The organism is Desulfarculus baarsii DSM 2075 (assembly GCF_000143965.1).
Taxonomy (GTDB): Bacteria; Desulfobacterota; Desulfarculia; order Desulfarculales; family Desulfarculaceae; genus Desulfarculus; species Desulfarculus baarsii.
Map to the genome: position 1 here is coordinate 1514330 of NC_014365.1, position 19636 is coordinate 1533965.

The following is a 19636-nucleotide window of genomic DNA, read 5'->3' on the forward strand; positions in this document are numbered from 1 at the left end:
TTGACATCATAACGTTACGACGCCGTAGCGTCACATAATCGTTCCTGGCCTGTCGGGGGTGAGCGGACATGTGCGAGCAAAAATTCAGGTTGGTCCTTTTGGAGACCTCGGGCAACCAGGCCTATATCTTCGCTGCCAACAAGCTGCGCGAGATCATGGGCGCTTCGCAGATCGTGCACGAGGTGGGCACCAAGTTGGTTTGCGAGAGCCTGGATGCCGTCTGCCCGGGCCGGCACAATTTATATTGGCGCGAGCAAGAGCAGTGCGTGGAGTTCAAGGACGGGCGTCTGTTCGAGGGCGATTGCCAGGCCGAGGTCATGGTGGCGGCCAGCGGCAAGGCCCTGATCCTGGTGGCCGACAACGGCGGCGTTAAGGACGACTGCCTGGCTAATAAATTGATTCGCGCTTGGTCGCTGCGGGTCTGCCGCTATCTGCCCGGCGTGGACGCCACGGGCGTCTATTCCGCCGCGCGTTGCTGGAGCGAAGGCGGGGCCGTGGCCGCAGCCAATTTGCAGGCCCACCAGCGTTTCGAGCAGGCACGTTTGCGGCGGCGCGGCCCCTTGGCTCGTTTTCAGCGCCTGCCGGTGACGGCGGCCTGCGTCAGCAGCGGCGGCCCGGCCAGCGGCTTTTTTAGCGAGACCCCCGGCAAGTCGACCGCCGGCCAAGGCGAGCCCGCGGCGCAATCAGACAAAAAGGAGCCGCTTTTCGCGGGCTCAAGGACCACCCTGACCAAGCGGCAAAGACAGCGATACAACAAAACGCGGGAAAGGTTCAACCAGCTCTACGGGCCGGACTGCCGGTTGTTTGGCAACCTGCTGAACCACGACACATTCGACAAAATGGGGGCCGACTGGCTGGCGGTGATCCACGCCGACGGCAACGGCCTGGGCCAGGTGTTTTTGAACTTCGGAACGCATGTCGGCAAAATCAAGCCAGCCTTGAAAGGCGGCGCGCTCAACCGCGCCTATGTCGACGCCTATCGCGAGTTTTCGCGCGGCCTGGATGAGTGCGCCCAAAAGGCGTTCAAGCAGGCCCTGCTTGTCTGCAAGGCCCTTGATCTGGTCAAGCGGGCTGGCGACGATACGTGGCGTTTTCCCATCTTCCCGGTGGTGCTGGGCGGCGACGACCTGACGGTGGTGATGACCGGCGAGCTGGCCTTGCCCTTTTGCGCGGCGTTTCTGAAGGCGTTTGAAGGGCAAGTGGCAGGGTGGCAGCAAGAATTGCCAGAGGACGATTCGGCCGTCGAGCCCGACGCCATCGTTCAATATATCTGCCAAAAGGCCCTGGGCGCGCCCCGGCTGGGCATCTGCGCCGGCGTGGCCATCATCAAGCCCCACTTTCCCTTTCACGTGGCCCACGACCTGGCCGAGGAGCTGCTGCGTTCGGCCAAGCAGGTCAAGGCCAAGGCGCTGGGAAAGCCTTGCTCGGCGCTGGATTTTCACATCCTCCACGATTCGTCGTTCACCAGCCTGGACGATCTGCGCCAACGCTTGCGGCCCGCGCCAGGCATGCTCCTCCACGCCAAGCCCTACGCCCTGGGCGCGGGCGTGGTGGCGGGCGATGGGGCCGACGACGCCGTTGCCCAGTGGCTGGCATGCCACGATTGGGAGCGCTTTTGCTGCGCCGCCCAAGCCCTGCAAACCAAGCTTCCCGACGCCAGTGGCGTGTATAAACCGATTCTGCCGCCCAGCCAGGCTCACGCCGTGGTCGAAAACATCTGGGCCGTGGATAAGCATGCCGAGAGCGCCTTCCAATATGGGACCATGAAGCGCTATGGCGATTTTGCCGATGCCTGGCGCGCGGCCACCGGCGACGACTGCCTCTTTTTTTGCGAGTGCGAGGAAAACAAAACCACGCGCTTGACCTATTTCCTCGACGCCCTGGAGGCCAAGGGTTTCATGGGGGGCAATGATGAATAACGATTGCAAGCTGATCATCCGCATGGACTCCGACTGGCGCGTGGGCCTGGGCGCGGGCGGCGAGGGCGGCGCGGACCGCCAGGTGCTGCGCGACCATGACGGCCTGCCCTATCTGCCGGCCAAGACCGTCACCGGCCTGTGGCGCGACGGCTGCGAAATGGTGGCCCAGGCCCTGGACGACATCGCCAACCGCGCGTGCGGCGACGACGACGACAAGCAGACTGGCTGGCGCGGGGCGGTGGCCGATATCTTTGGCGCGCAGCCGCCCGACTGGGGCGACGTGGCGCAAGAATTGGACGCCCAAGCGGCCAGCCCGGCCCGCCTGAGCGTGCGGCCGGCCCGGTTTTCGCCGGAGCTGTGCGCGGCCGTGGCCCACAAGCCGGCCCTGCGCGCGGCCTTTTGCTTTTTGCAGCCTGGCGTCAAGATCGACAGCGACAGCGGCCGGGCCCAGGATAATCACCTATATTTCAGCGAGACAGCCCGGGCCGGGGCCGAGCTGACGGCCAAGCTGGAGCTGGGCGAGGGTCTGGGCGAGAAGCATCTGGCCTTGCTCTGGGCCGGGGCCAAGGCCGTGCGGCGCATCGGCGGCGACCGCCGGCGGGGCAAGGGCCGGTGCCGGCTGGAGTTGCGCGGCGCTGTCTGGGATGACCCGAGCAAGCGGTGGCGAGACCTGCTCGACCCAGAAAATCCGCCCGAGCGCTTGATTCAGCACACACCAAAGCATCCAGACGATCGGCCGGCCGACGACGACGAACGCTGCCCCGAAGCCACGGCCCAGGCTGGCGGCTGGCAGGCCCTGGATTACCGACTGGAGGCCAACACGCCGCTGGTGGCCGTGCAAACCGTGGCCGGCAACGTGGTCAAGAGCCTGGATTACGTGCCCGGAACCATGCTGCTGGGCCATCTAGGCCAGGCCCTGCGCGCGGCCACGGGTCAAGACCCGGACAAAGGCGACATGGCCGTGCGCCGCTGGATCGCCGACGGCCGCGTGGCGCTGACCAACGCCTACCCGGAGGTGGACGGCCAGCCCTCCCTGCCCGCGCCCATGGCCTTTGAGCGGCCCACGGAAGACGCCGCTGATTGTGCAATAACCGTGCGCAACAGCCTGCTTGCCTCGTCAGGCGACGCGGGCGCGCGGGGCGAAGATGGCGGGACGCCAGGCGACGTGGTCAAGCAATACAAGGCCTTGCGCGGCGGCTATGTGGCCCAAGACGACGCGGGCGAGACGTTTTATCATCAGCCCAGCCTGGGTCTGAACATGCACAACACCATCGAGGACCAGCGCCAGCGGCCCAGCCAGCAGGTGGGTGGGCTCTACGCCTACCAGCATATCCGGGCCGGCGCGCGGCTGCGCGGCCAGATCCGCCTGGCCCCGGAGCTGGCCGATATCGCAACGGATCAAACCAAGCGGCAAAAACTGCGCGAGGCGCTGAACAAATCCATCCGCGTCGGCCGCTCGAAAAAAGACGACTATGGCCAGGCCCAGTTCACGCTGCTGGACGACGCGCCGTCCGAGGCAGTGGTCGGGCTGGGCGCGCCGAACGAATCCGCTGACGGCAAGCTTGTGGTCTGGCTGCTGTCGGACTTGCTGGCGCGCGACGAACTGCTGGCCTTTGGCGGCCACCCGGACGGCCTGGCCAAGGCCCTGGAGGCCGAACTCGGGGTGACGCTGGAGCTTGACGAAGCGGAGAAGACGCCATCTTGCCGGGGGCGTCATCAGCGGCGCGACGGCTTCCAGGTCAACTGGGGCCTGCCCGCGCCGTCGCTGGTGGGCCTGGCCGCGGGTAGCTGCTTTCGCTTCAAAAAAGTGGAAGGCCAGTGGCGACCAGAGGATCTCCAGCGCCTGGCCATGAGCGGCCTGGGCGCGCGGCGGGCCGAAGGCTTCGGCCAGGTGGCGTTAAACCCAAGCTTTTTGCGCGATGCCCCCCCGCAACTCAAGCGCGGGGAAAAGGCCGACGCGGCGGGCGGGTCGCCGGACGAAGCGTCCTCGCCTTTGGCCAAAAACGATCGTGACGACAAAGAGTTTGCCTATCTGCGCCAGGCGGAGGAGGCGGCCTGGCGGGCGGCGGTCAACCGGGCGGCCCTGGCCGTGGCCTATCAAAAAAAGCCGCTGGGCGAGTGCTGGCCGACAAAGGGCGTCTTGGGCGATCTGCGGGCCCACCTGGTGGCCGGCGCGGATGATAAGCCCTTGAAGCGCCTCTACTTGTGGCTGAACCACGAAGGCAAAGAGCCCAAATTACCTGACGGTGTGCTGAAAAAACTGCGCGGCTATCGCCAAAACGATGGGCCAATCTGGGGCGACCTGGGGCTGGGAGACGACGCGCTGGAAAAAATCACCGCCACCGCTGGCGGCGTGAACGAGCTGAAAAAACAACTGGGCCCATGGGCCGTGCGCGCGACATTGCTGTGCATCTGCCGGGTGCTCCAAGGGCGCGAGGACGCAAGCAAGGCGCAAAACAAAGGGGGGGCCCGATGAGTCGGCCGATCAGAGGCAAGGTGGTGGTCCGCGGGGAGCTTTGCTGCCGGGGGCCGCTGGCCGTGGGCGGCCTGGCCGTGGACGAGGCGGTGGACCTGACCTTGGCGCAAAATGGCCGAGGCAATTATTACGTGCCGGGCAGCAGCCTGGCCGGGCCCATGCGCGCCTTGCTGCGCGAGGCGCTGGGCGTCGACAAGGAAAACGAACCGCCCTGTGGGGCGTCGGATGTCGACGAGGAAAAAGCTCTTCTCTGCCTGCTCTTTGGCTTCCAGGATGATCGCAAGCACAGCGAGCGGTCGGCCGGCAAGGGGAGCCCGGACAACGGCCAGGCCTCGCTGCTGATCGTCGACGACGCCGAGATAACGCCGCTTTGCGACGCGCCCCGTTGGGAGCCCCGCGACGGCGTGGCCATCGACCGCGTCAGCGGCGCGGCCAGCCACGGCCTGCTCCACAGCCGGGCGGTGATCCCGCCTGACTCGCGCATCCCCCTGCGTCTGGAGCTTGATCTGCCGCTGGATGACGGTTTGGCTCAAAAATGCCGCCACGCCCTGGGCTGGTTGTTGGGCCACATGCAAGAGCACGGCCTGCGCCTGGGCGGCGGCAAGACCAGAGGCCTGGGGCTGGTCACGTTGGAGTGCCCGGAATTTCGCGTCTATGACTTTTGTCGTGACGGCAAGAAAGAAAGCAAGGAAGACCTGTTCGCCTGGCTGACCGACGATGAAAAGCCGTCGAAAAAAACTAGTAACGATCCTAGCAAGTTGCTCGCGGCGCATCTCAAGAAAGACTTCAGCGCGCCGCCCTATGTGCGGGCCAGCATCGAGTGGCGGGCGCTGGGGCCGCTGATGGTCAAGTCTGGCCGCGAGGGCCAGGGTATCAAGGCCTTGCCGCTGATGGGGGCCACGGGTTGCGGCGATCTGGCGGCTGTTTTGCCCGGCAGCTCGATCAAGGGGGCGCTGCGGGCGCGGGCCGAACGCATCATGCGCACGGTGCTGGACCCGAAGAAATTCCCGGAGAATGAACTCGCCGGATGCGCGGATTTTGCCAAGCAGATCAAAGTGCCGCTGCTGGATCAGATTAAAGTGCCACTGGTGAGGGAGCTTTTTGGCACGACCGCAAACGCCGGCCTGCTGACCGTGGAAGACGTCTACCACCAGCGCAAGGTCAAGGCCGAGGCATGGCTGGCGGAGAAGTTTGACAAAAAAACGTTCGCCCAGCGCGACCACGTGGCCATCGACCGGTTCACGGGCGGCGCGGCCGATGGCCTGCTGTTCAGCGAGCTGAGCCCGCCGCCCGACCAGTGGTCGCCGCTGGTCATCCGCCTGGAGTTTCCCCGCCGGAGCGAGGCGGGCAAAGATCGCTCAGGCATGGCCATGTGCGCGCTTTTATTGCTTTTGTTGCGCGACATGCAAGATGGCCTGCTGCCCCTGGGCTATGGCGTCAACCGTGGCCTGGGCCAGATCGAGCTGACAAAAGTTAGCTGGAAAGCGGCGGGAGCGCTGCCGGATGGCGGCGGTGATTTGGGCGAGATATTCCACGGCCGTGCGGGCGCTAAGTTTCCGTTCGGCGTCGAGGTGACGGAATTGAATGAAGCCTGGACGGCCTGGGTGACAAGCAATAATGGGGGCGGCAATGGGCGATAAACATCTCTATTATTACACGATCGATAACGTCAAGCTTCGGACGATAATCAGGCCGTTGGATAAAGACGTCGCGCTGCTTTATGGCGGATTCGGCTGCCAGTTCGCCATTGTCAGCAATGCAACCAAAGCAGGAAACGATCAGTTTCGTTTTCGCGGCAAATCATTGTCTCCACAGCAATTTTACGAGGCGCGCATTTTTGGCCGAGGCTATGAGGTGCGTTGGCTATCCCACGGCCGTGGCGATCGTTGCGGCAAGGCGGTGTGGCTGTGCGATAATGAAGATGGTGGCCCACAAAGTGTAACAGGTAATGATTGGGGCGAGGCTGCCAAAAAGCTATATCTGGAATGCTACGATCAAGATTATCTGCTCTGGGGCAAGCCGGCCGAAGAAGAACGCGACGATGTCACTGGCCAGAGGTGGACGCGGCTGCGAGAATTTCGCATTGACGATCTGTGGGTTCCGTGCGCGCGCGAAGCAGACAAGCGCGTGTTTTTGCGGACCAAGGAATACCTGGGCGTTGAAGATGATTATGGCAACGTCGGCGTGCTGGCCGAGTGCTTGGTTGAGCTGTGCTGCAAGCCAGAGAAGGCAGAGGATGAGTGATGACGTTAGGCGCTTTCCACATTATCGTTAAAGGTAACAAGACGAAATATACATTCAATTATCCGGATAGAAATGGCGAAACAAGAAATATTATGCCAGACTTAACCAGCGTGGAGCCGTCATTACAGCCAATTTCCGAGAAGATAAAAGAGGGCGATAAAGTCGAATTTGACATTGCCAACGGCAAGGCGTATAACGTTCGGCCGGTTGGTTCAGACTGGCGAGGGCCGGAGCCAGACGCCGGCAAGGATAAAATGGGCGATTTTCATAACCCCTATAATTTCATCCCCACGCCGTCCAGGGAAAATTATGTTGGCGATCTCGGCGACGGCAATCCGCGTGGCCATCATGTTTATCACGAGGATTGCTATTCCGGGCGCATCCGGGTGAAGATGACCACCGTCACGCCGCTGATCGTCCCTGACACCGCCAAGGTGGACCCAAATATCGAGCACAAAAAGTATGACCCATTGCTCGATGAAAAGGGCCTGCCCATCGTGCCGCCCACGTCGATAAAAGGCATGCTGCGCGCGGCCTTCGAGGCCGTCACCAACTCGCGCATGGGCGTGTTTGCTGGAAGTTATGAAATTAGGTCTAAAAGGGAACAACGAGAACGAAGACAAGAAAAAGAAGATGTGACAGCTCATATTGATGAATCATTGCTGCCCGCCACCGAAATGAGTCAGCTTTCGCCGGCTGACAGGGTGTTTGGTTGGGTGGGCCAGGAGGGCAAAGCAAAAAGCGCCTATCGCGGCAATCTGCGCGTTGGCCATGTGCGCTGCCTGGAAGATTGCCCGCAAAAAGCCCTCGACACGTTTGACGACGGCCTGCCCCTGGCCATACTTGGCCAGCCCAAGCCCCAGCAGGGCCGCTTTTATATGGCGCAAAACACCAATGGCGATCCGGTGGGCAAGGGCGTCGACAAAGAGAAAGCCGGCTATGGAGGAAAAAATTATCTGCGCGGCCGCAAGGTCTATCCTCATCACGGCCATCTCGTGGTGCTGGACGGATATTGGGATAACCCCATGGAAGACCGCACGCAAAAGGCGATCAATGGCTTTTTCCAGGAATATCGCCAGCCGCGCGCGAACGATGAGGAGCAGCGGACCAGCCAGAACCGCAGCATCACCGGCTGGGTGCGGCCGAAGGTGGCGTTCGAGTTCGACTTGTGGGTCGATAACCTGAGCAAGTTTGAGCTGGGGGCCTTGCTCTGGCTGCTGTCGCTGAAAGAAAATCACTGCCACCGCCTGGGCGGGGCCAAGCCCCTGGGCCTGGGCAGCGTGCGGCTGGAAATTGACCGCGCCCAAACGCAGCTGGCCACCGGTCAGGACATGAAAGCGCGCTATCAAAGCCTGACTGACCTCGATGGCGGGCTGTGGCCAAAAACAGCCGACGAAGAAAACGTTATTGACGGCGCGATAGAGGCCTATAAAAGCGCCATAGCGTCCACTAACGATAAGGAATTCGAAAAAGTTTCATACATCGCCGCTTTTCGGCGCGCGGCCAAGGGTTACGACAACAAACTGCCCGTGCATTACCCCCGCGCGCGTCAAAGCAACCAACAAGAAGGCAAACCAGCGCCGCCCAATCCCAACGGCGAGTCGTTCAAGTGGTTCGTGTTCAATGAAGGCGACCCCAACAACCGCTATTGCCTGCCCGACATCAGGAAAGATGCGGGGTTGCCCATTCTGTCGCCGCCAAAAAAATAGACGCTAACCCTCGTCGTCGAGCAGGGGGTAGACGCCGTTTGCGTCGTGGGTCTCGTGGCCGGCCAGGGCCGGGTTGAACACGCAGGCCAGGCGCATGGTCGTGCGCGCCCGCAAAAGATGCTCGTCGTGGCGATCCAGGGCGTACATCACCCCCGGCGCGATGGCGTGGCGCTGGCCGTCGGCCAGGGTCCGCACCTCGCCCTCGCCCTCCAGGCAATAGACCGTCTCCAGGTGGTGCTTGTAGTGGATGTGGGTCTCGGTGCCGGGGTAAATCGTTGTTATGTGAAACGAATAGCCCATGCCGTCCTCGCGCAGCAACAGGCGCGTGCTCTCCCAGTTCGGGGCCGTCACGCGGCGGGGCGTTTTTTGGGCTTGCTCCAGGGTGCGAACCAACATGGGCGCTCCTTTTTTTTAGCAGGCGATGGCGTCGCTGTCGTCGAGCGGGGTTTCGGCCACGCTCTGGGCCAGGATATCCAGGCCGCGGCTTAGCTCTTGGTCGCCGATGGTCAGCGGGCAGAGGCACTTGACCACCTGGCCTTCGCTGCCCGATGTCTCGATGACCATGCCCAGTTCAAAGGCCCGGCGGCAGATGCGGCCGGCGCGTTCGCCGCTTTTGCAATCCAGCCCCTGGGCCATGCCCCGGCCCCGCGACTCGATGCCGCCGTCGTCCTCGGCCACGGCCCGTAGGCGCTCGGCCAGGATCTTGCCCTTGCGCCGCACGTCCAGGGCCAGGGCGTCATCGGCCCAAAAGTGGGCAAGCGCCGCCCGGGCGGTGACAAAGGCCAGGTTGTTGCCCCTGAATGTGCCGTTGTGCTCGCCGGGCCGCCAGTTGTCCAGGCGCGGCTTGAGCAGCACCAGCGACATGGGCAGGCCGTAGCCGCTGAGCGACTTGGACAGGGTGACGATGTCTGGCTTGACGCCGGCCGGCTCGAAGCTGAAAAACCAGCCCGTGCGGCCGCAGCCCATCTGGATGTCGTCGACGATGAGCAGGATGTCGTGGCGGCGGCAAAGGGCGGCCAACTTGCGCAGCCAGCCCATGCCGGCCACGTTGAGGCCGCCCTCGCCCTGGACGGTCTCGACGATCACCGCCGCCGGCAGATCCAGCCCGCTGCTGCCGTCGAGGATCATCTTTTCCAGCACGTCGACCGTATCGACATCGGGGCCCAGATAGCCGTCGTAGGGCGCGAAGTTGACGCCCTGGGGCGGCATGCCGCCGGCCTGGCGATAATACGAGTTGGCCGTGCAGGCCAGCGAGCCGCTGGTCACGCCGTGAAAGGCGTTGGTGAAGGCGACCACGTTGTGGCGGCCGGTGTGGTTGCGGGCGATCTTGAGGGCGGCCTCGACGGCGTTGGTGCCGGTGGGGCCGGTGAACTGAACTTTGTAATCCAGGCCGCGCGGTTTGAGGATCAGCCGCTCGAAGGTGTCGAGAAAGTCTTTTTTGGCCACGGTGGCCATGTCCAGGCCGTGAACGATGCGGTCGGCGGCCAGATAGTCGCCCAGGGCCTTTTTCAGCACCGGGTGGTTGTGGCCATAATTGAGCGTGCCGGCGCCGGCCAGAAAGTCCAGATAGGCGTGGCCCTGGTGGTCGCTGAGCACCGCGCCCTGGGCGCGGTCGAACTTGACGGGAAATGATCGGCAATAGCTGCGGACGTTGGATTCCAGGCGTTCGATGGTCTTCATTGGCTTTTCTCCCTGGCGCGGAGCGGCGTTTAACCGCCGCGGCCACGCTGGTTGGTTATGGGGCCGATGCGGATCAAGGGCTCGGCGGGGTGCTTCATGGCCCCAAAGGTTTCGGCCGTGATATAGGGCTCGACGGCCAGCGGCGCGCCCAGCCGCCGGGCCAGGCCGGCGAACAAGCGCCGCGAGGCCAGATTGTGTTCGGCCACCGTGGCCTCCAGGTGATCAATGGGTTGACCATTGGCGCGCGAATCGGCGACGATGGCCTCGATCATGCAACCGGCCAGGCCCAGGCCCCGCGCCGCCGGCAGCGTGGCCACCTGCCAGACAAACAGCGACCGCGGCCGGCGCGGCGGCCGAAAGCCGCAGACAAAGCCCACGACCACGCCGTCGATCTCGGCCACGCGGGCGGTCTGGTCGAACTCGTGGCAGAGCAGGGCGTAGGCGTAGCGCGAGTTGGCGTCGAGCTCCGGGCAGGCCAGGACGACTTCATGCACGGCTGCGCCGTCGGCCAGGGTTGGTATGCGTATCAGGGGTTCCATGAGGCGAAGAGAAAGTCGACCTAACGGATCGATCATCAAGCAGGCGAAGCAAACAGAGCCAGGCAAAACAACGCGAAATGATTCGATCAAATTAATTAGCATGCAAAGTATTGTTTATAACTAACACCATCGGCCGGCCGTGTCAACCCACCATGGCCATGGGCAATTGTTTGACACCACGGCCGGGCCGGAATATCCTTGTGGTTCCGGCAAGGTCGGGCCCGGCGGGCGGGCCTGTCGCTTTTTTTCGCGCGGGGAGAACAAAATGCGCCCAGAACAATTCGCGCCCCAGGATCAGGAGCGCCTGCTGCCCACGCCCGGCGGCCAGATGGCCTATCGCTGTCTGGGCTGCGGCGGCCATCACGGCATCGAAAAGCTGCTCTACACCTGCCCCAACTGCGGCCAGGTGCTGCTCATCGAAGACCGCGCCTTCGACCGCCTCAAGGCCCTGGACGGCCCTGGCTGGCGGCGGATCTTCGACCTGCGGCGCATGCTCAACATCCCCGCGCTCAAGGGCGTTTTCCGCTACGCCGAGTTGCTGGCCCCGGTCATCCCGCTGGATTCGGTGCTCTATCTGGGCGAGGGCCACACGCCCATCGTCGAGGCCAGCCCCTTGCTCAAGCAGACCCTGGGCCTGGATTTCGCCTTTAAAAACGATGGCCAGAACCCCAGCGCCTCGTTCAAGGACCGGGGCATGGCCGTGGCGCTGAGCTACATCAATTATCTGATCAAGCATCGTGGCGCGGGCCAGATCCTCAGCATCTGCGCCAGCACCGGCGACACTTCGGCGGCGGCGGCCCTTTACGGGGCGTATCTGGCCCCGGCGGTCAAAAGCGCGGTGCTGCTGCCCCGGGGCAAGGTCACGCCCCAGCAACTCAGCCAGCCGCTGGGCGCGGGCGCGGCGGTGCTGGAGATCCCTGGCGTGTTCGACGATTGCATGAAGGTCGTCGAGCACCTGGCCGACAACTACCAGGTGGCCCTGCTCAATTCCAAAAACGCCTGGCGCATCCTGGGCCAGGAGTCCTACGCCTACGAACTGGCCCAAGACCTGGACTGGGACATGACCGGCCGGTTAGTGCTGGCGCCCATCGGCAACGCCGGCAACATCAGCGCCATCATGAGCGGCTTCATGAAGCTGCTGGACCTGGGCGTGATCACGTCGCTGCCCAAGATCATCGGCGTGCAGAGCCACCATGCCGATCCAGTTTTTCAATATTATCAGCAATCTTCGCCCGAAAAACGCGTCTGGCGGCCGGTGACCGTGCAGGCTTCCACGGCCCAGGCGGCCATGATCGGCAACCCCGTGTCCATGCCCAGGGTGATCGAACTGGCCCGGCGCTACGACGATCTTTTTGGCGGCGGCGGTTTTTACGTGGTGCAGGTCAGCGAGCAGCAGATCATGGACCACATGATCCTGGCCAATCGCCACGGCCACATCGTCTGCACCCAGGGCGGCGAATCCCTGGCCGGCCTGGCCCAGGCCCGGGCCGCCGGCCTGGTCGGAGCGAGCGAACGGGCCATCTGCGACGCCACCGCCCATCAACTCAAGTTCGCCGGCTTCCAGCAGATGTATTTCGAAAACAGCTTCCCGGCCGAGTTCGGCGTCAGCCCCCGGCCAGAGCTGGTCAACATGCCCCAACTCGTGGCGGCCCTGCCCGAGGAGCAACTGCCCGCGCCGGGCCGACCCCTGGAGCCACAGGCCTTCCGCCGTTTTGTCGAGGCCACCTCCGACGCCGTGGCCGCGCGGCTGGGGTTGGAGAAAAAATAATGGGCGTCTTTGACGCGCCGCCGCTGAACGACGACGGCGGTTGCTTTGCTTGCGGCCGCAACAACCCGGTGGGCCTGGGCATGCGCGTGGGCTTCGAGGATGGCGCGGCCGTCTGCCGCATCGTCTTGCCGGCCCACTATCAGGGCTGGCCGGGCATCGCCCACGGCGGGGTGGTGGCCACGCTGCTGGATGAAATCATGGCCCACGCCCTGATCAAATCGGGCAGCCATGGCGTGACCACTGGCATGGAGATCGCCTACAAGGCCCCGCTGATGCTGGAACGTGAGGTCGTCGTGCTGGGCCGGGTGGTCGAGCTGAAATCGCGTCTGGCCGTCACCCACGGCGAGGTGCGCCAGGCCGATGGCGACGTGCTCCTGGCCCAGGCCACGGCGCGCTTTTTGCTGCGCAAGGGCGGCCAGTGACCGGCCTGGCCCTGTTGACGGTGGGTCGGCCCTCGGCCGGCTACATTGCCGACGGCCTGGCCGATTATGCCGGGCGCATGAAGGGTTACGGCGGGCTGGAGCTGCTGTGCGTCAGGGCGGCCAAGGCCGTCAAAAGCCGTCCGCCGGCCCAGCTCATGGACGAAGAAGCCGGGCGCATCTTGCAAAAGCTCGACCCGCGTGACATGGTCTGGGCCCTTGACGTGGCTGGCCGGCCGTGGTCCAGCCAGCGTTGGGCCGACGAACTGGCCGCGGCCCGTCTGGATGGCCGGCGGCGGGTGGTGTTGCTGGTGGGCGGGCATCTGGGCTTTGGCCCGGCGGCGCTGGCCCGGGCCGACAGGCGCGTCAGTCTGGGCGCCCAGACCATGGCCCACGAACTGGCCGCCCTGGTCGTCGCCGAACAAATCTACCGCGCCTGCGCCATCCTGGCCGGCGCGCCCTACCACCGCGCCTGAACCGTCACTGGCCCAGGATCAACTCGGCGGCTCGCGCTGGGGAGATTTCCAGGCGCTGGGCCATGCCCAGCAGGCGTTGTTCGGCCTGGGCCGGCGAAAAGCCAAAGGCCACCATAAGGCGGCCCTTGGCCCGCTCCATGGATTTGTGTTGTTCGATCTCGCGGCGCAGGGCCGCGGCTCGCAGGGCCAGTTCGGCCAGGCGGCGGCGATTGCCGACGATCAGGCGCACCACCGCCCGCAGCAGCTCTGGCGCGGCCGGCGCGGGCAGCATGGCGTCGGCTTGGCACCGCTGGTGGGCGTTGGGGCCCAGGCAGATCACGGCCACGCTTTGCCGCAGGCGTTTGAGCTTTTCCGGCTCGCGGGGCAGGGCGCCATCGAGCACGGCCACCTCGGCGTCGCTTTGGCGGCAAAGGCGGCGGGCCAGACCAAAACCGCCGGCGCAGGCATCCACCAGGCAGCCATCGGCCGACAGCGCCTCGGCCCAGTGTTGCACCAAGCCGGGCTCACGCCCGACGACCACGACCCTGATCCCCCCGTTCAAGATCACCTCCGTCGCATCTTTTTCGCGGCTAGCGCCAAGCCTCGGTGGACAGCCGCCGGAATTCACGCTCGGGCACGCACAGCCTGGCCGTCACGCCCCCGCGTTCGGAGTGCAACGTCATGGCCCCGCCCAGATCGCGCTGGGCCACGGCCATGGCCAGACGCAGGCCCAGGCCGGCATGGGCTTCGATATCGAAGCGCGGCGGCAAGCCCGGCCCGGCGTCGCCGACGGCCAGCCAAGTCTCGTCATCGTCGCGGCCGGCCAGGAAGGCGAGCCTGGCCGCGCCGTCGGCCGCCCGGCCATGGCACACGGCGTTGTCGATGACCTCGCCCAGCCACAGGGCCAGCGGTGAGCACAGGCGCAGGCTCAACGGCAGCGGATCGCCTTCGGTGTTGATGGCCGGGGCCAGGCCATGACGGGCCAGCACCCGCCTGGCCACCTCGCGGGCCAGGGCCTGGGCCGTGGGCTGACGGCCCTCGTCGGCGATGAGCGTGTAGACCGCGCCCAGGGCCGAAAGGCGTTTTTGCACGGCCTCCGAGAGCTCCTGTGGCGTGCCGGCCCCGGCCTCGGCCAGGACCAGCAGGTTCATCAGCATCTGGAGGTCGTTTTTGACGCGGTGGCAGACCGTCCTGGCCACCGCCGCGCAGTCTGGCGGCCATTGGGGCGGCGGGCCGTCGAGATCGTGCTGGCTCAAGGCTCCCCCTGGCCGGTCTCGTTCTAGACCGACTCGACTTTCTGCACCTCGGGCACGTTTTGCTTCAGCACCTTTTCGATGCCCATCTTCAGCGTCATCTGGCTCATGGGGCAGCCGTGGCAAGCCCCCTGGAGCTGCACCTTGACCACGCCGTCATCGCTGACGTCGACCAGTTTGACATCACCGCCGTCTTTTTGCAGGGCGGGGCGTATTTTGTCCAGCGCTTCTTGCACTCGTTGTTTCATCGTCTTGGTTGCTCCAGAATATTGATTACTTGAGCCCCTGACCGGTGATGCGGGTCAGGGCCTCCAGATAGCGGGCGCGGGTTCCCTCGATCACTTCGGCCGGCAGCTTGGGCGCGGGCGGCTTTTTGGCGAAGCCGATGCTTTCCAGGTAATCGCGCAGGAATTGTTTGTCAAAGCTCTTTTGGCCGCGGCCGGGGGCGTAGTCGTCGGCCGGCCAGAAGCGGCTGGAATCGGGGGTCAGCACCTCATCGATGAGGATCAGCTGGCCGTCGTGAAAGCCGAACTCGAACTTGGTGTCGGCGATGATGATGCCGCGACCGGCGGCGTAGTCCCTGGCCCGGCCGTAGATGGCCAGGGCCCGCTGGGCCACTTGCCGGGCGGTCTCGTCACCGACGATTTTGGCGGCCTGTTGCATGTCGATGTTTTCGTCGTGCAGGCCCAGGTCGGCCTTGGTGCTGGGGGTGAACAGGGGTTCGTCGAGCTTTTGGCTCTCTTGCAGGCCCTGGGGCAGCTTGTAGCCGCAGACCTGGCCGGTGGCCTGATAGTCCTTCCAGCCGGTGCCGGTGATGTAGCCGCGCACGATGGCCTCGATGGCCAGGGGCCGGGCCTTTTTGACCAGCATGGAACGCCCGGCGAGTTGGTCGGCGAATTTGTGCAGTTGTTTGGGAAAATCGGCCACTTCCCAGGCCACCAGATGGTTGGCGGTCAGGTCGGCCATCTGTTCGAACCAAAACAGCGATATCTGGGTGAGCACCTTGCCCTTGTCGGGGATGGGGTCGGGCATGATCACGTCGAAGGCGCTGACGCGGTCGGAGGCGACGATGAGCAGGTGCTCGCCCAGGTCGTAAATGTCGCGGACCTTGCCGCGGCCGACCAGGGGCACGCCTTCCAGGTTGGTCTGAATAACGGGCTTTTCAGGCATTTACGCGCTCCATGAACGAGCCCCGGCCAGCCGGCGGCCATCGCGGCGTTGACTGGAGGGGCGGGTGGAGAGTATTCTGCAATCGGCTGGCTAAACCTATCATAAAGATCGCCAAGGAGAAACCTAGATGGTCGGGAAAATAACGGTTATCGGGGCCGGCAACGTGGGGGCCACCTGCGCCCAGCGCGCCGCCGAAAAAGAACTGGCCGACGTGGTGTTGGTGGACGTGGTCGAGGGCATGCCCCAAGGCAAGGCCCTGGACCTGTGCGAGGCCGCGCCGGTGGAAAAACACGACGCCCGTCTGCTCGGGACCAACGATTACGCCGACACCGCCGGATCGGACGTGATCATCGTCACCGCCGGCATCGCCCGCAAGCCGGGCATGAGCCGCGACGATCTGATCAAAACCAACGCCGGCATCGTCAAGGCCACCGTGGAGCGGGCCGCGCCGCTATCACCGGAGGCGGTGATCATCGTCGTCTCCAACCCCCTCGACGCCATGTGCCACGTGGCCCTCAAGGCCAGCGGCATGCCGCCCCGACAGGTCATCGGCATGGCCGGCGTGCTCGATTCGGCCCGCTTCCGTTATTTCATCGCCGAGGCGCTGGATGTCAGCGTCGAAAACACCCACGCCTTCGTGCTGGGCGGCCACGGCGACACCATGGTGCCTTTGCCGCGTTTTTCCACCGTGGCCGGCATCCCCATCACCGAGCTTTTGCCCGCCGACAAGATCGCCGCGCTCTGCCAGCGCACGGCCCAGGGCGGCGCCGAGATCGTGAGCCTGCTGAAAACCGGCAGCGCCTACTACGCCCCGGCCAGCGCCGCCGTGGAGATGGCCGAGGCCATCCTCAAGGACAAAAAGAAGATCCTGCCCTGCGCGGCCTATTTGCAGGGCCAATACGGCTACAACGACCTCTACATCGGCGTGCCGGTCAAGCTGGGCAAGGGCGGCGTGCTGGATGTGGTCGAGATCAAACTGACCGCCGACGAAAAGGCCGCCCTCGACAATAGCGCCGGGGCCGTGCAAAAGTTGGTGGAGCTGTTGGCCGAGTTGGGCTACTAGCCCCGCGCTCGGCGCGCCTGCCGCCGGCCGACGCCGCGCCCGGTCACTCGGGCCGCGGCGTTCTTTTTTGGGCGTTGGGAAACTGGATCATCTGGCGGATGCGCAGGCCCAGCTTGTCGTGGTCCAGGCCGGGGAACTGGCTCATGATGGCCGTCAAGGGCACCTCGGCCCGGGCCATGGCGCGATGGCCGCCGGCCGCGCCCAGCCGGCCAAAGGCCTTTTGGGCCATCTTGCCGGCGTTGAGCCGAGGCGCGGCGTTGCGGAAGATCACCACCACTTTTTGGCCCACCACCCCGCTGACCGCGCAGGCGTCGACCGTGGCCACGCGCAGGAAAAAGTCGGCGATCTGCACCAGGTTGTCGGCGCTGGCCACCTGGCCCAGATGGACGAACAACCTGTGGCCGCGCATGACAAAACTTTTCAGCGCGTCCTGGAGCGGTTGCAGGTCTTCGATGCGCATCTCGCTGAACTCGATCTTGCGCAGGGTCGACTGGCTGGCCTTGGCGTAGAGGAACTGGAAGGCCTTGATGTCTTCCTGCAGGGCGGGCCGGCCGAAGCTGTCGGTGTCGGTCTTGATGCCGTAGAGCAGGGCCGTGGCCAGGCGCTGGGAGAGGTTGATCCGCGCCCCTTGCAGATATTCGGTGAGGATTGAGCTGGTGGCGCCGTAGGTCGGTCTGATATCCTCGTATTCGGCTTGTTGTTTGTCGATGGGGGGATGATGGTCGATGATCACGTCGTATGGCGGCTCGGGGAACCTTGGGCTGTGATGGGGCTGGCTGTCGACCATCACTTTTTTGGAAAAGGCGCGCGGGTCGATTTTCTCGATGGGCTCCATGGGTATCTGCAGCAGGCGGATCATGGCCTGATTGTCGGGGCGGGAGATCTCGCTGATGGAGGCGATGGTCACTCCGGCCACCCGCCGCCACAACAGGCGTTTGAAGGCCAGGGCCGAGCCCAGGGCGTCGGGGTCGGCGGCGATGAGGATGAGCACGTGGTCATCGCCATTGAACATGCCGAGAAGTTTTTTGACCCGAGCGGACAGGCCGCGTGGCTTGGCGGAACTGTTTTTGGGCGCGCTCATGATTTTGGCCGAATCGCTTTGTTATTGGTTTTGGCTGGTTGCGTATCAACAGGATACACGGGCAGGGCCGGGCCGGCAAGGGCCCTCTTGGCTTGCCACGGCCCTTGACGCAGCTCAAAAGATGGCGTTATATTTATTGGCTAAAACGCCTTTTTGCCTGTCCGCCCCGGCCGGCCCGTTTAACACCCGCGGTGGCTCAGGCCCCTACACTACTAGCAACCGAGGAGAGTTACCGATGAGCGATACCCTCGACTGGGGCGGCAACCCTACCCCACTTAAGGTTCAAGATCTCACCCTGCGCGACGGCACCCAGTCGCTTTTCGCCACCCGCATGCGCACCGAGGACATGATTCCCATCGCCGAGCAGATGGACGAGTGCGGTTTCTGGGCCATGGAGGTCTGGGGCGGGGCCACCTTCGACGCCATGAGCCGCTTCCTGGGCGAAGACCCCTGGGAGCGTCCGCGCACCCTGCGCAAATACGCCAAGAAAACGCCCTTCGCCATGCTGCTGCGCGGCCAGAACCTGGTGGGCTATCGCAACTACGCCGACGACGTGGCCCGCAAGTTCGTCGACCTGTCCTGCGAGGCCGGCGTCAACGTCTTCCGCACCTTCGACGCCCTCAACGACTACCGCAACTTCGAGGTCGTCGTCGAGCGCATCAAGGCCAACGGCCAGCACTTCCAGGGCACCATCTGCTACAGCCTCACCGAGCGCTTCATGGGCGGCGAGGTGTTCAACCTCGACTACTACCTGGACAAGGCCCGCCAGTTGGTGGCCATGGAGGCCGACTCCATCTGCGTCAAGGACATGGCCGGCATCTTGGCCCCCTACGACGCCTACACCCTGGTGCGCGCCCTCAAGCAGGCCGTGGACGTGCCCATCCACCTGCACAGCCACTACACCTCGGGCATGGCCTCGATGACCATGCTCAAGGCCGCCGAGGCCGGCGTCGACATCATCGACACCTGCCTGGCCCCCTTTGCCCTGCGCACCAGCCACCCGGCCATCGAGCCGATCCTGGTCACCCTGGAAAACACCCCGCGTGACACCGGGCTTAGCCTGCGCAAACTGCTGGCCATCAACGAGCACCTGGAGAAGATCGCCCCCAAATACCGCGACTTCATGTCCAGCACCACCATGGCCCAGATCGACACCGGCGTGCTGGTGCACCAGGTGCCCGGCGGCATGATCAGCAACCTGGTCAATCAGCTCAAGGAAAACAAGGCCTTGCACCGCCTGCCCGAGGTCTACAAGGAAGTGGCCGTCACCCGCAAGGAACTGGGCACTCCGCCCCTGGTCACCCCCACCAGCCAGATTGTCGGCGTCCAGGCCGTGCTCAACGTGCTCTTTGGCAAATACAAGCTGGTGACCAACGAGACCAAGGGCCTGGTTTGGGGCCTCTACGGCAAGACGCCCACCCCGGTCGACCCCGAGGTGCGGGCCAAGGTGCTCAAGGGCTACGCCCGCGGCACGGAGCCCTTTGACGGCCGGCCCGCCGACGTGCTCGAGCCCGAGATGGATCAGGCCAAGGAGCGGGTCAAGGACATCCCCGGCGCCGACGACTTCGACGTCATGACCAGCGCCATCTACGACGTCACCGGCACCCAGTTCGTCAAGATCAAGCATGGCCTTTTGCCCATGCCCGCCAACATGAAGGGCAAGAGCCTCGACGACATCGCCGAGGAAGACAAGCTCATGGCCGAGTGCGCCAAAGAGGTCAAGCAGAAGCTGGCCAAGAAGTAACCGGGCCCGCCAAAAGATCGAAGGCCCCTCGCCCGGGTGGGCGGGGGGCCTTTTGCTTCGTGTCGTTCGTTTTGTTGTCGGCCTGGCGCTCGCCCTTGTCCCAGGCGCGGGCCGCG

At 64.5% G+C, this 19636-nt stretch carries 18 protein-coding genes; 10 read left to right on the forward strand and 8 right to left on the reverse strand.

What is annotated here, in order from left to right; genetic code table 11:
• Positions 1-68: 68 nt before the first annotated feature.
• Genes DEBA_RS06745 through DEBA_RS17690 form a run of 5 tightly spaced genes read left to right on the forward strand, consistent with a single transcriptional unit; the run spans position 69 to position 8348 of the window.
• Positions 69-1919, forward strand: coding sequence for a Cas10/Cmr2 second palm domain-containing protein (locus tag DEBA_RS06745; RefSeq protein WP_013258172.1), 1851 nt, complete (start codon positions 69-71; stop codon positions 1917-1919).
• Complete coding sequence (locus tag DEBA_RS06750; RefSeq protein ID WP_013258173.1) at positions 1912-4395, forward strand: RAMP superfamily CRISPR-associated protein; 2484 nt, start codon at positions 1912-1914, stop codon at positions 4393-4395. The genes DEBA_RS06745 and DEBA_RS06750 overlap by 8 nt, the downstream gene beginning before the upstream one ends.
• Positions 4392-6035, forward strand: coding sequence for an RAMP superfamily CRISPR-associated protein (locus DEBA_RS06755; protein ID WP_013258174.1), 1644 nt, complete (start codon positions 4392-4394; stop codon positions 6033-6035). Before DEBA_RS06750 ends, DEBA_RS06755 begins: the two co-directional genes overlap by 4 nt.
• Positions 6025-6639: a type III-D CRISPR-associated protein Csx19 gene (gene csx19, locus DEBA_RS06760; protein ID WP_013258175.1), complete on the forward strand. Its 615-nt coding sequence runs from the start codon at positions 6025-6027 to the stop codon at positions 6637-6639. The genes DEBA_RS06755 and csx19 overlap by 11 nt, the downstream gene beginning before the upstream one ends.
• A complete protein-coding gene (locus tag DEBA_RS17690; protein WP_013258176.1) occupies positions 6639-8348 on the forward strand; it encodes a TIGR03986 family type III CRISPR-associated RAMP protein in 1710 nt (569 codons plus the stop codon). The genes csx19 and DEBA_RS17690 overlap by 1 nt, the downstream gene beginning before the upstream one ends.
• A gap of 3 nt (positions 8349-8351) precedes the next feature.
• Here DEBA_RS17690 and DEBA_RS06775 read toward each other — a convergent pair whose 3' ends face one another.
• From DEBA_RS06775 to ectA, 3 genes are read right to left on the reverse strand one after another with little or no spacing between them, the layout of a single operon-like run.
• A complete protein-coding gene (locus tag DEBA_RS06775; RefSeq protein ID WP_013258177.1) occupies positions 8352-8744 on the reverse strand; it encodes an ectoine synthase in 393 nt (130 codons plus the stop codon).
• Positions 8745-8759: 15 nt separating this feature from the next.
• A complete protein-coding gene (gene ectB / locus DEBA_RS06780; RefSeq protein ID WP_013258178.1) occupies positions 8760-10028 on the reverse strand; it encodes a diaminobutyrate--2-oxoglutarate transaminase in 1269 nt (422 codons plus the stop codon).
• Positions 10029-10057: 29 nt separating this feature from the next.
• A complete protein-coding gene (ectA, locus tag DEBA_RS06785) occupies positions 10058-10669 on the reverse strand; it encodes a diaminobutyrate acetyltransferase (protein WP_083778917.1) in 612 nt (203 codons plus the stop codon).
• Positions 10670-10832: 163 nt separating this feature from the next.
• Between ectA and thrC the strand changes: the two genes are divergently transcribed.
• The 3 genes from thrC to DEBA_RS06800 are packed head-to-tail and all read left to right on the forward strand — an operon-like array spanning position 10833 to position 13230.
• Entirely contained in the window at positions 10833-12335 is a 1503-nt protein-coding gene (gene thrC / locus DEBA_RS06790) for a threonine synthase (protein WP_013258180.1), read from the forward strand.
• Positions 12335-12757, forward strand: coding sequence for a PaaI family thioesterase (locus tag DEBA_RS06795; protein ID WP_013258181.1), 423 nt, complete (start codon positions 12335-12337; stop codon positions 12755-12757). The genes thrC and DEBA_RS06795 overlap by 1 nt, the downstream gene beginning before the upstream one ends.
• Positions 12754-13230: a 23S rRNA (pseudouridine(1915)-N(3))-methyltransferase RlmH gene (locus DEBA_RS06800; RefSeq protein WP_013258182.1), complete on the forward strand. Its 477-nt coding sequence runs from the start codon at positions 12754-12756 to the stop codon at positions 13228-13230. Before DEBA_RS06795 ends, DEBA_RS06800 begins: the two co-directional genes overlap by 4 nt.
• Before the next feature lie 4 nt (positions 13231-13234).
• Here the strand turns inward: DEBA_RS06800 and DEBA_RS06805 are convergent, their stop codons facing one another.
• The 4 genes from DEBA_RS06805 to DEBA_RS06820 are packed head-to-tail and all read right to left on the reverse strand — an operon-like array spanning position 13235 to position 15632.
• Positions 13235-13771, reverse strand: coding sequence for an ANTAR domain-containing protein (locus DEBA_RS06805; RefSeq protein WP_013258183.1), 537 nt, complete (start codon positions 13769-13771; stop codon positions 13235-13237).
• 28 nt (positions 13772-13799) lie between these two features.
• Positions 13800-14465, reverse strand: coding sequence for an ATP-binding protein (locus DEBA_RS06810; RefSeq protein WP_013258184.1), 666 nt, complete (start codon positions 14463-14465; stop codon positions 13800-13802).
• 23 nt (positions 14466-14488) lie between these two features.
• Positions 14489-14710, reverse strand: a complete 222-nt coding sequence (locus tag DEBA_RS06815) for a NifU family protein (RefSeq protein WP_013258185.1) — start codon at positions 14708-14710, stop codon at positions 14489-14491.
• A 25-nt stretch (positions 14711-14735) separates the two neighbouring features.
• The gene (locus DEBA_RS06820) at positions 14736-15632 is read right to left on the reverse strand and encodes a phosphoribosylaminoimidazolesuccinocarboxamide synthase (protein ID WP_013258186.1); all 897 of its coding nucleotides are present in this window, start codon (positions 15630-15632) and stop codon (positions 14736-14738) included.
• Positions 15633-15759: 127 nt separating this feature from the next.
• Here DEBA_RS06820 and mdh point away from each other — a divergent pair, with 127 nt between their 5' ends.
• The gene (mdh, locus tag DEBA_RS06825; RefSeq protein ID WP_013258187.1) at positions 15760-16695 is read left to right on the forward strand and encodes a malate dehydrogenase; all 936 of its coding nucleotides are present in this window, start codon (positions 15760-15762) and stop codon (positions 16693-16695) included.
• Positions 16696-16738: 43 nt separating this feature from the next.
• Here the strand turns inward: mdh and DEBA_RS06830 are convergent, their stop codons facing one another.
• Complete coding sequence (locus DEBA_RS06830) at positions 16739-17776, reverse strand: DHH family phosphoesterase (protein ID WP_013258188.1); 1038 nt, start codon at positions 17774-17776, stop codon at positions 16739-16741.
• A gap of 235 nt (positions 17777-18011) precedes the next feature.
• On the opposite strand from DEBA_RS06830, the gene DEBA_RS06835 reads away from it, so the two are divergent.
• Entirely contained in the window at positions 18012-19520 is a 1509-nt protein-coding gene (locus DEBA_RS06835; RefSeq protein WP_013258189.1) for a pyruvate carboxylase subunit B, read from the forward strand.
• The last annotated feature ends 116 nt before the right edge of the window (positions 19521-19636 follow it).

What these genes read in the sequence shown, in the direction of transcription:
- DEBA_RS06795 (WP_013258181.1), top strand. Translation starts at nt 12,335, where the DNA reads ATGGGCGTCTTTGACGCGCCGCCGCTGAACGACGACGGCGGTTGCTTT.
- DEBA_RS06830 (WP_013258188.1), bottom strand. Translation starts at nt 17,776, where the DNA reads ATGAGCGCGCCCAAAAACAGTTCCGCCAAGCCACGCGGCCTGTCCGCT.
- thrC (WP_013258180.1), top strand. Translation starts at nt 10,833, where the DNA reads ATGCGCCCAGAACAATTCGCGCCCCAGGATCAGGAGCGCCTGCTGCCC.
- DEBA_RS06755 (WP_013258174.1), top strand. Translation starts at nt 4,392, where the DNA reads ATGAGTCGGCCGATCAGAGGCAAGGTGGTGGTCCGCGGGGAGCTTTGC.
- DEBA_RS06750 (WP_013258173.1), top strand. Translation starts at nt 1,912, where the DNA reads ATGAATAACGATTGCAAGCTGATCATCCGCATGGACTCCGACTGGCGC.
- DEBA_RS06745 (WP_013258172.1), top strand. Translation starts at nt 69, where the DNA reads ATGTGCGAGCAAAAATTCAGGTTGGTCCTTTTGGAGACCTCGGGCAAC.
- DEBA_RS06775 (WP_013258177.1), bottom strand. Translation starts at nt 8,744, where the DNA reads ATGTTGGTTCGCACCCTGGAGCAAGCCCAAAAAACGCCCCGCCGCGTG.
- mdh (WP_013258187.1), top strand. Translation starts at nt 15,760, where the DNA reads ATGGTCGGGAAAATAACGGTTATCGGGGCCGGCAACGTGGGGGCCACC.
- DEBA_RS06820 (WP_013258186.1), bottom strand. Translation starts at nt 15,632, where the DNA reads ATGCCTGAAAAGCCCGTTATTCAGACCAACCTGGAAGGCGTGCCCCTG.
- DEBA_RS06815 (WP_013258185.1), bottom strand. Translation starts at nt 14,710, where the DNA reads ATGAAACAACGAGTGCAAGAAGCGCTGGACAAAATACGCCCCGCCCTG.
- csx19 (WP_013258175.1), top strand. Translation starts at nt 6,025, where the DNA reads ATGGGCGATAAACATCTCTATTATTACACGATCGATAACGTCAAGCTT.
- DEBA_RS06835 (WP_013258189.1), top strand. Translation starts at nt 18,012, where the DNA reads ATGAGCGATACCCTCGACTGGGGCGGCAACCCTACCCCACTTAAGGTT.
- ectB (WP_013258178.1), bottom strand. Translation starts at nt 10,028, where the DNA reads ATGAAGACCATCGAACGCCTGGAATCCAACGTCCGCAGCTATTGCCGA.
- DEBA_RS17690 (WP_013258176.1), top strand. Translation starts at nt 6,639, where the DNA reads ATGACGTTAGGCGCTTTCCACATTATCGTTAAAGGTAACAAGACGAAA.
- ectA (WP_083778917.1), bottom strand. Translation starts at nt 10,669, where the DNA reads ATGCTAATTAATTTGATCGAATCATTTCGCGTTGTTTTGCCTGGCTCT.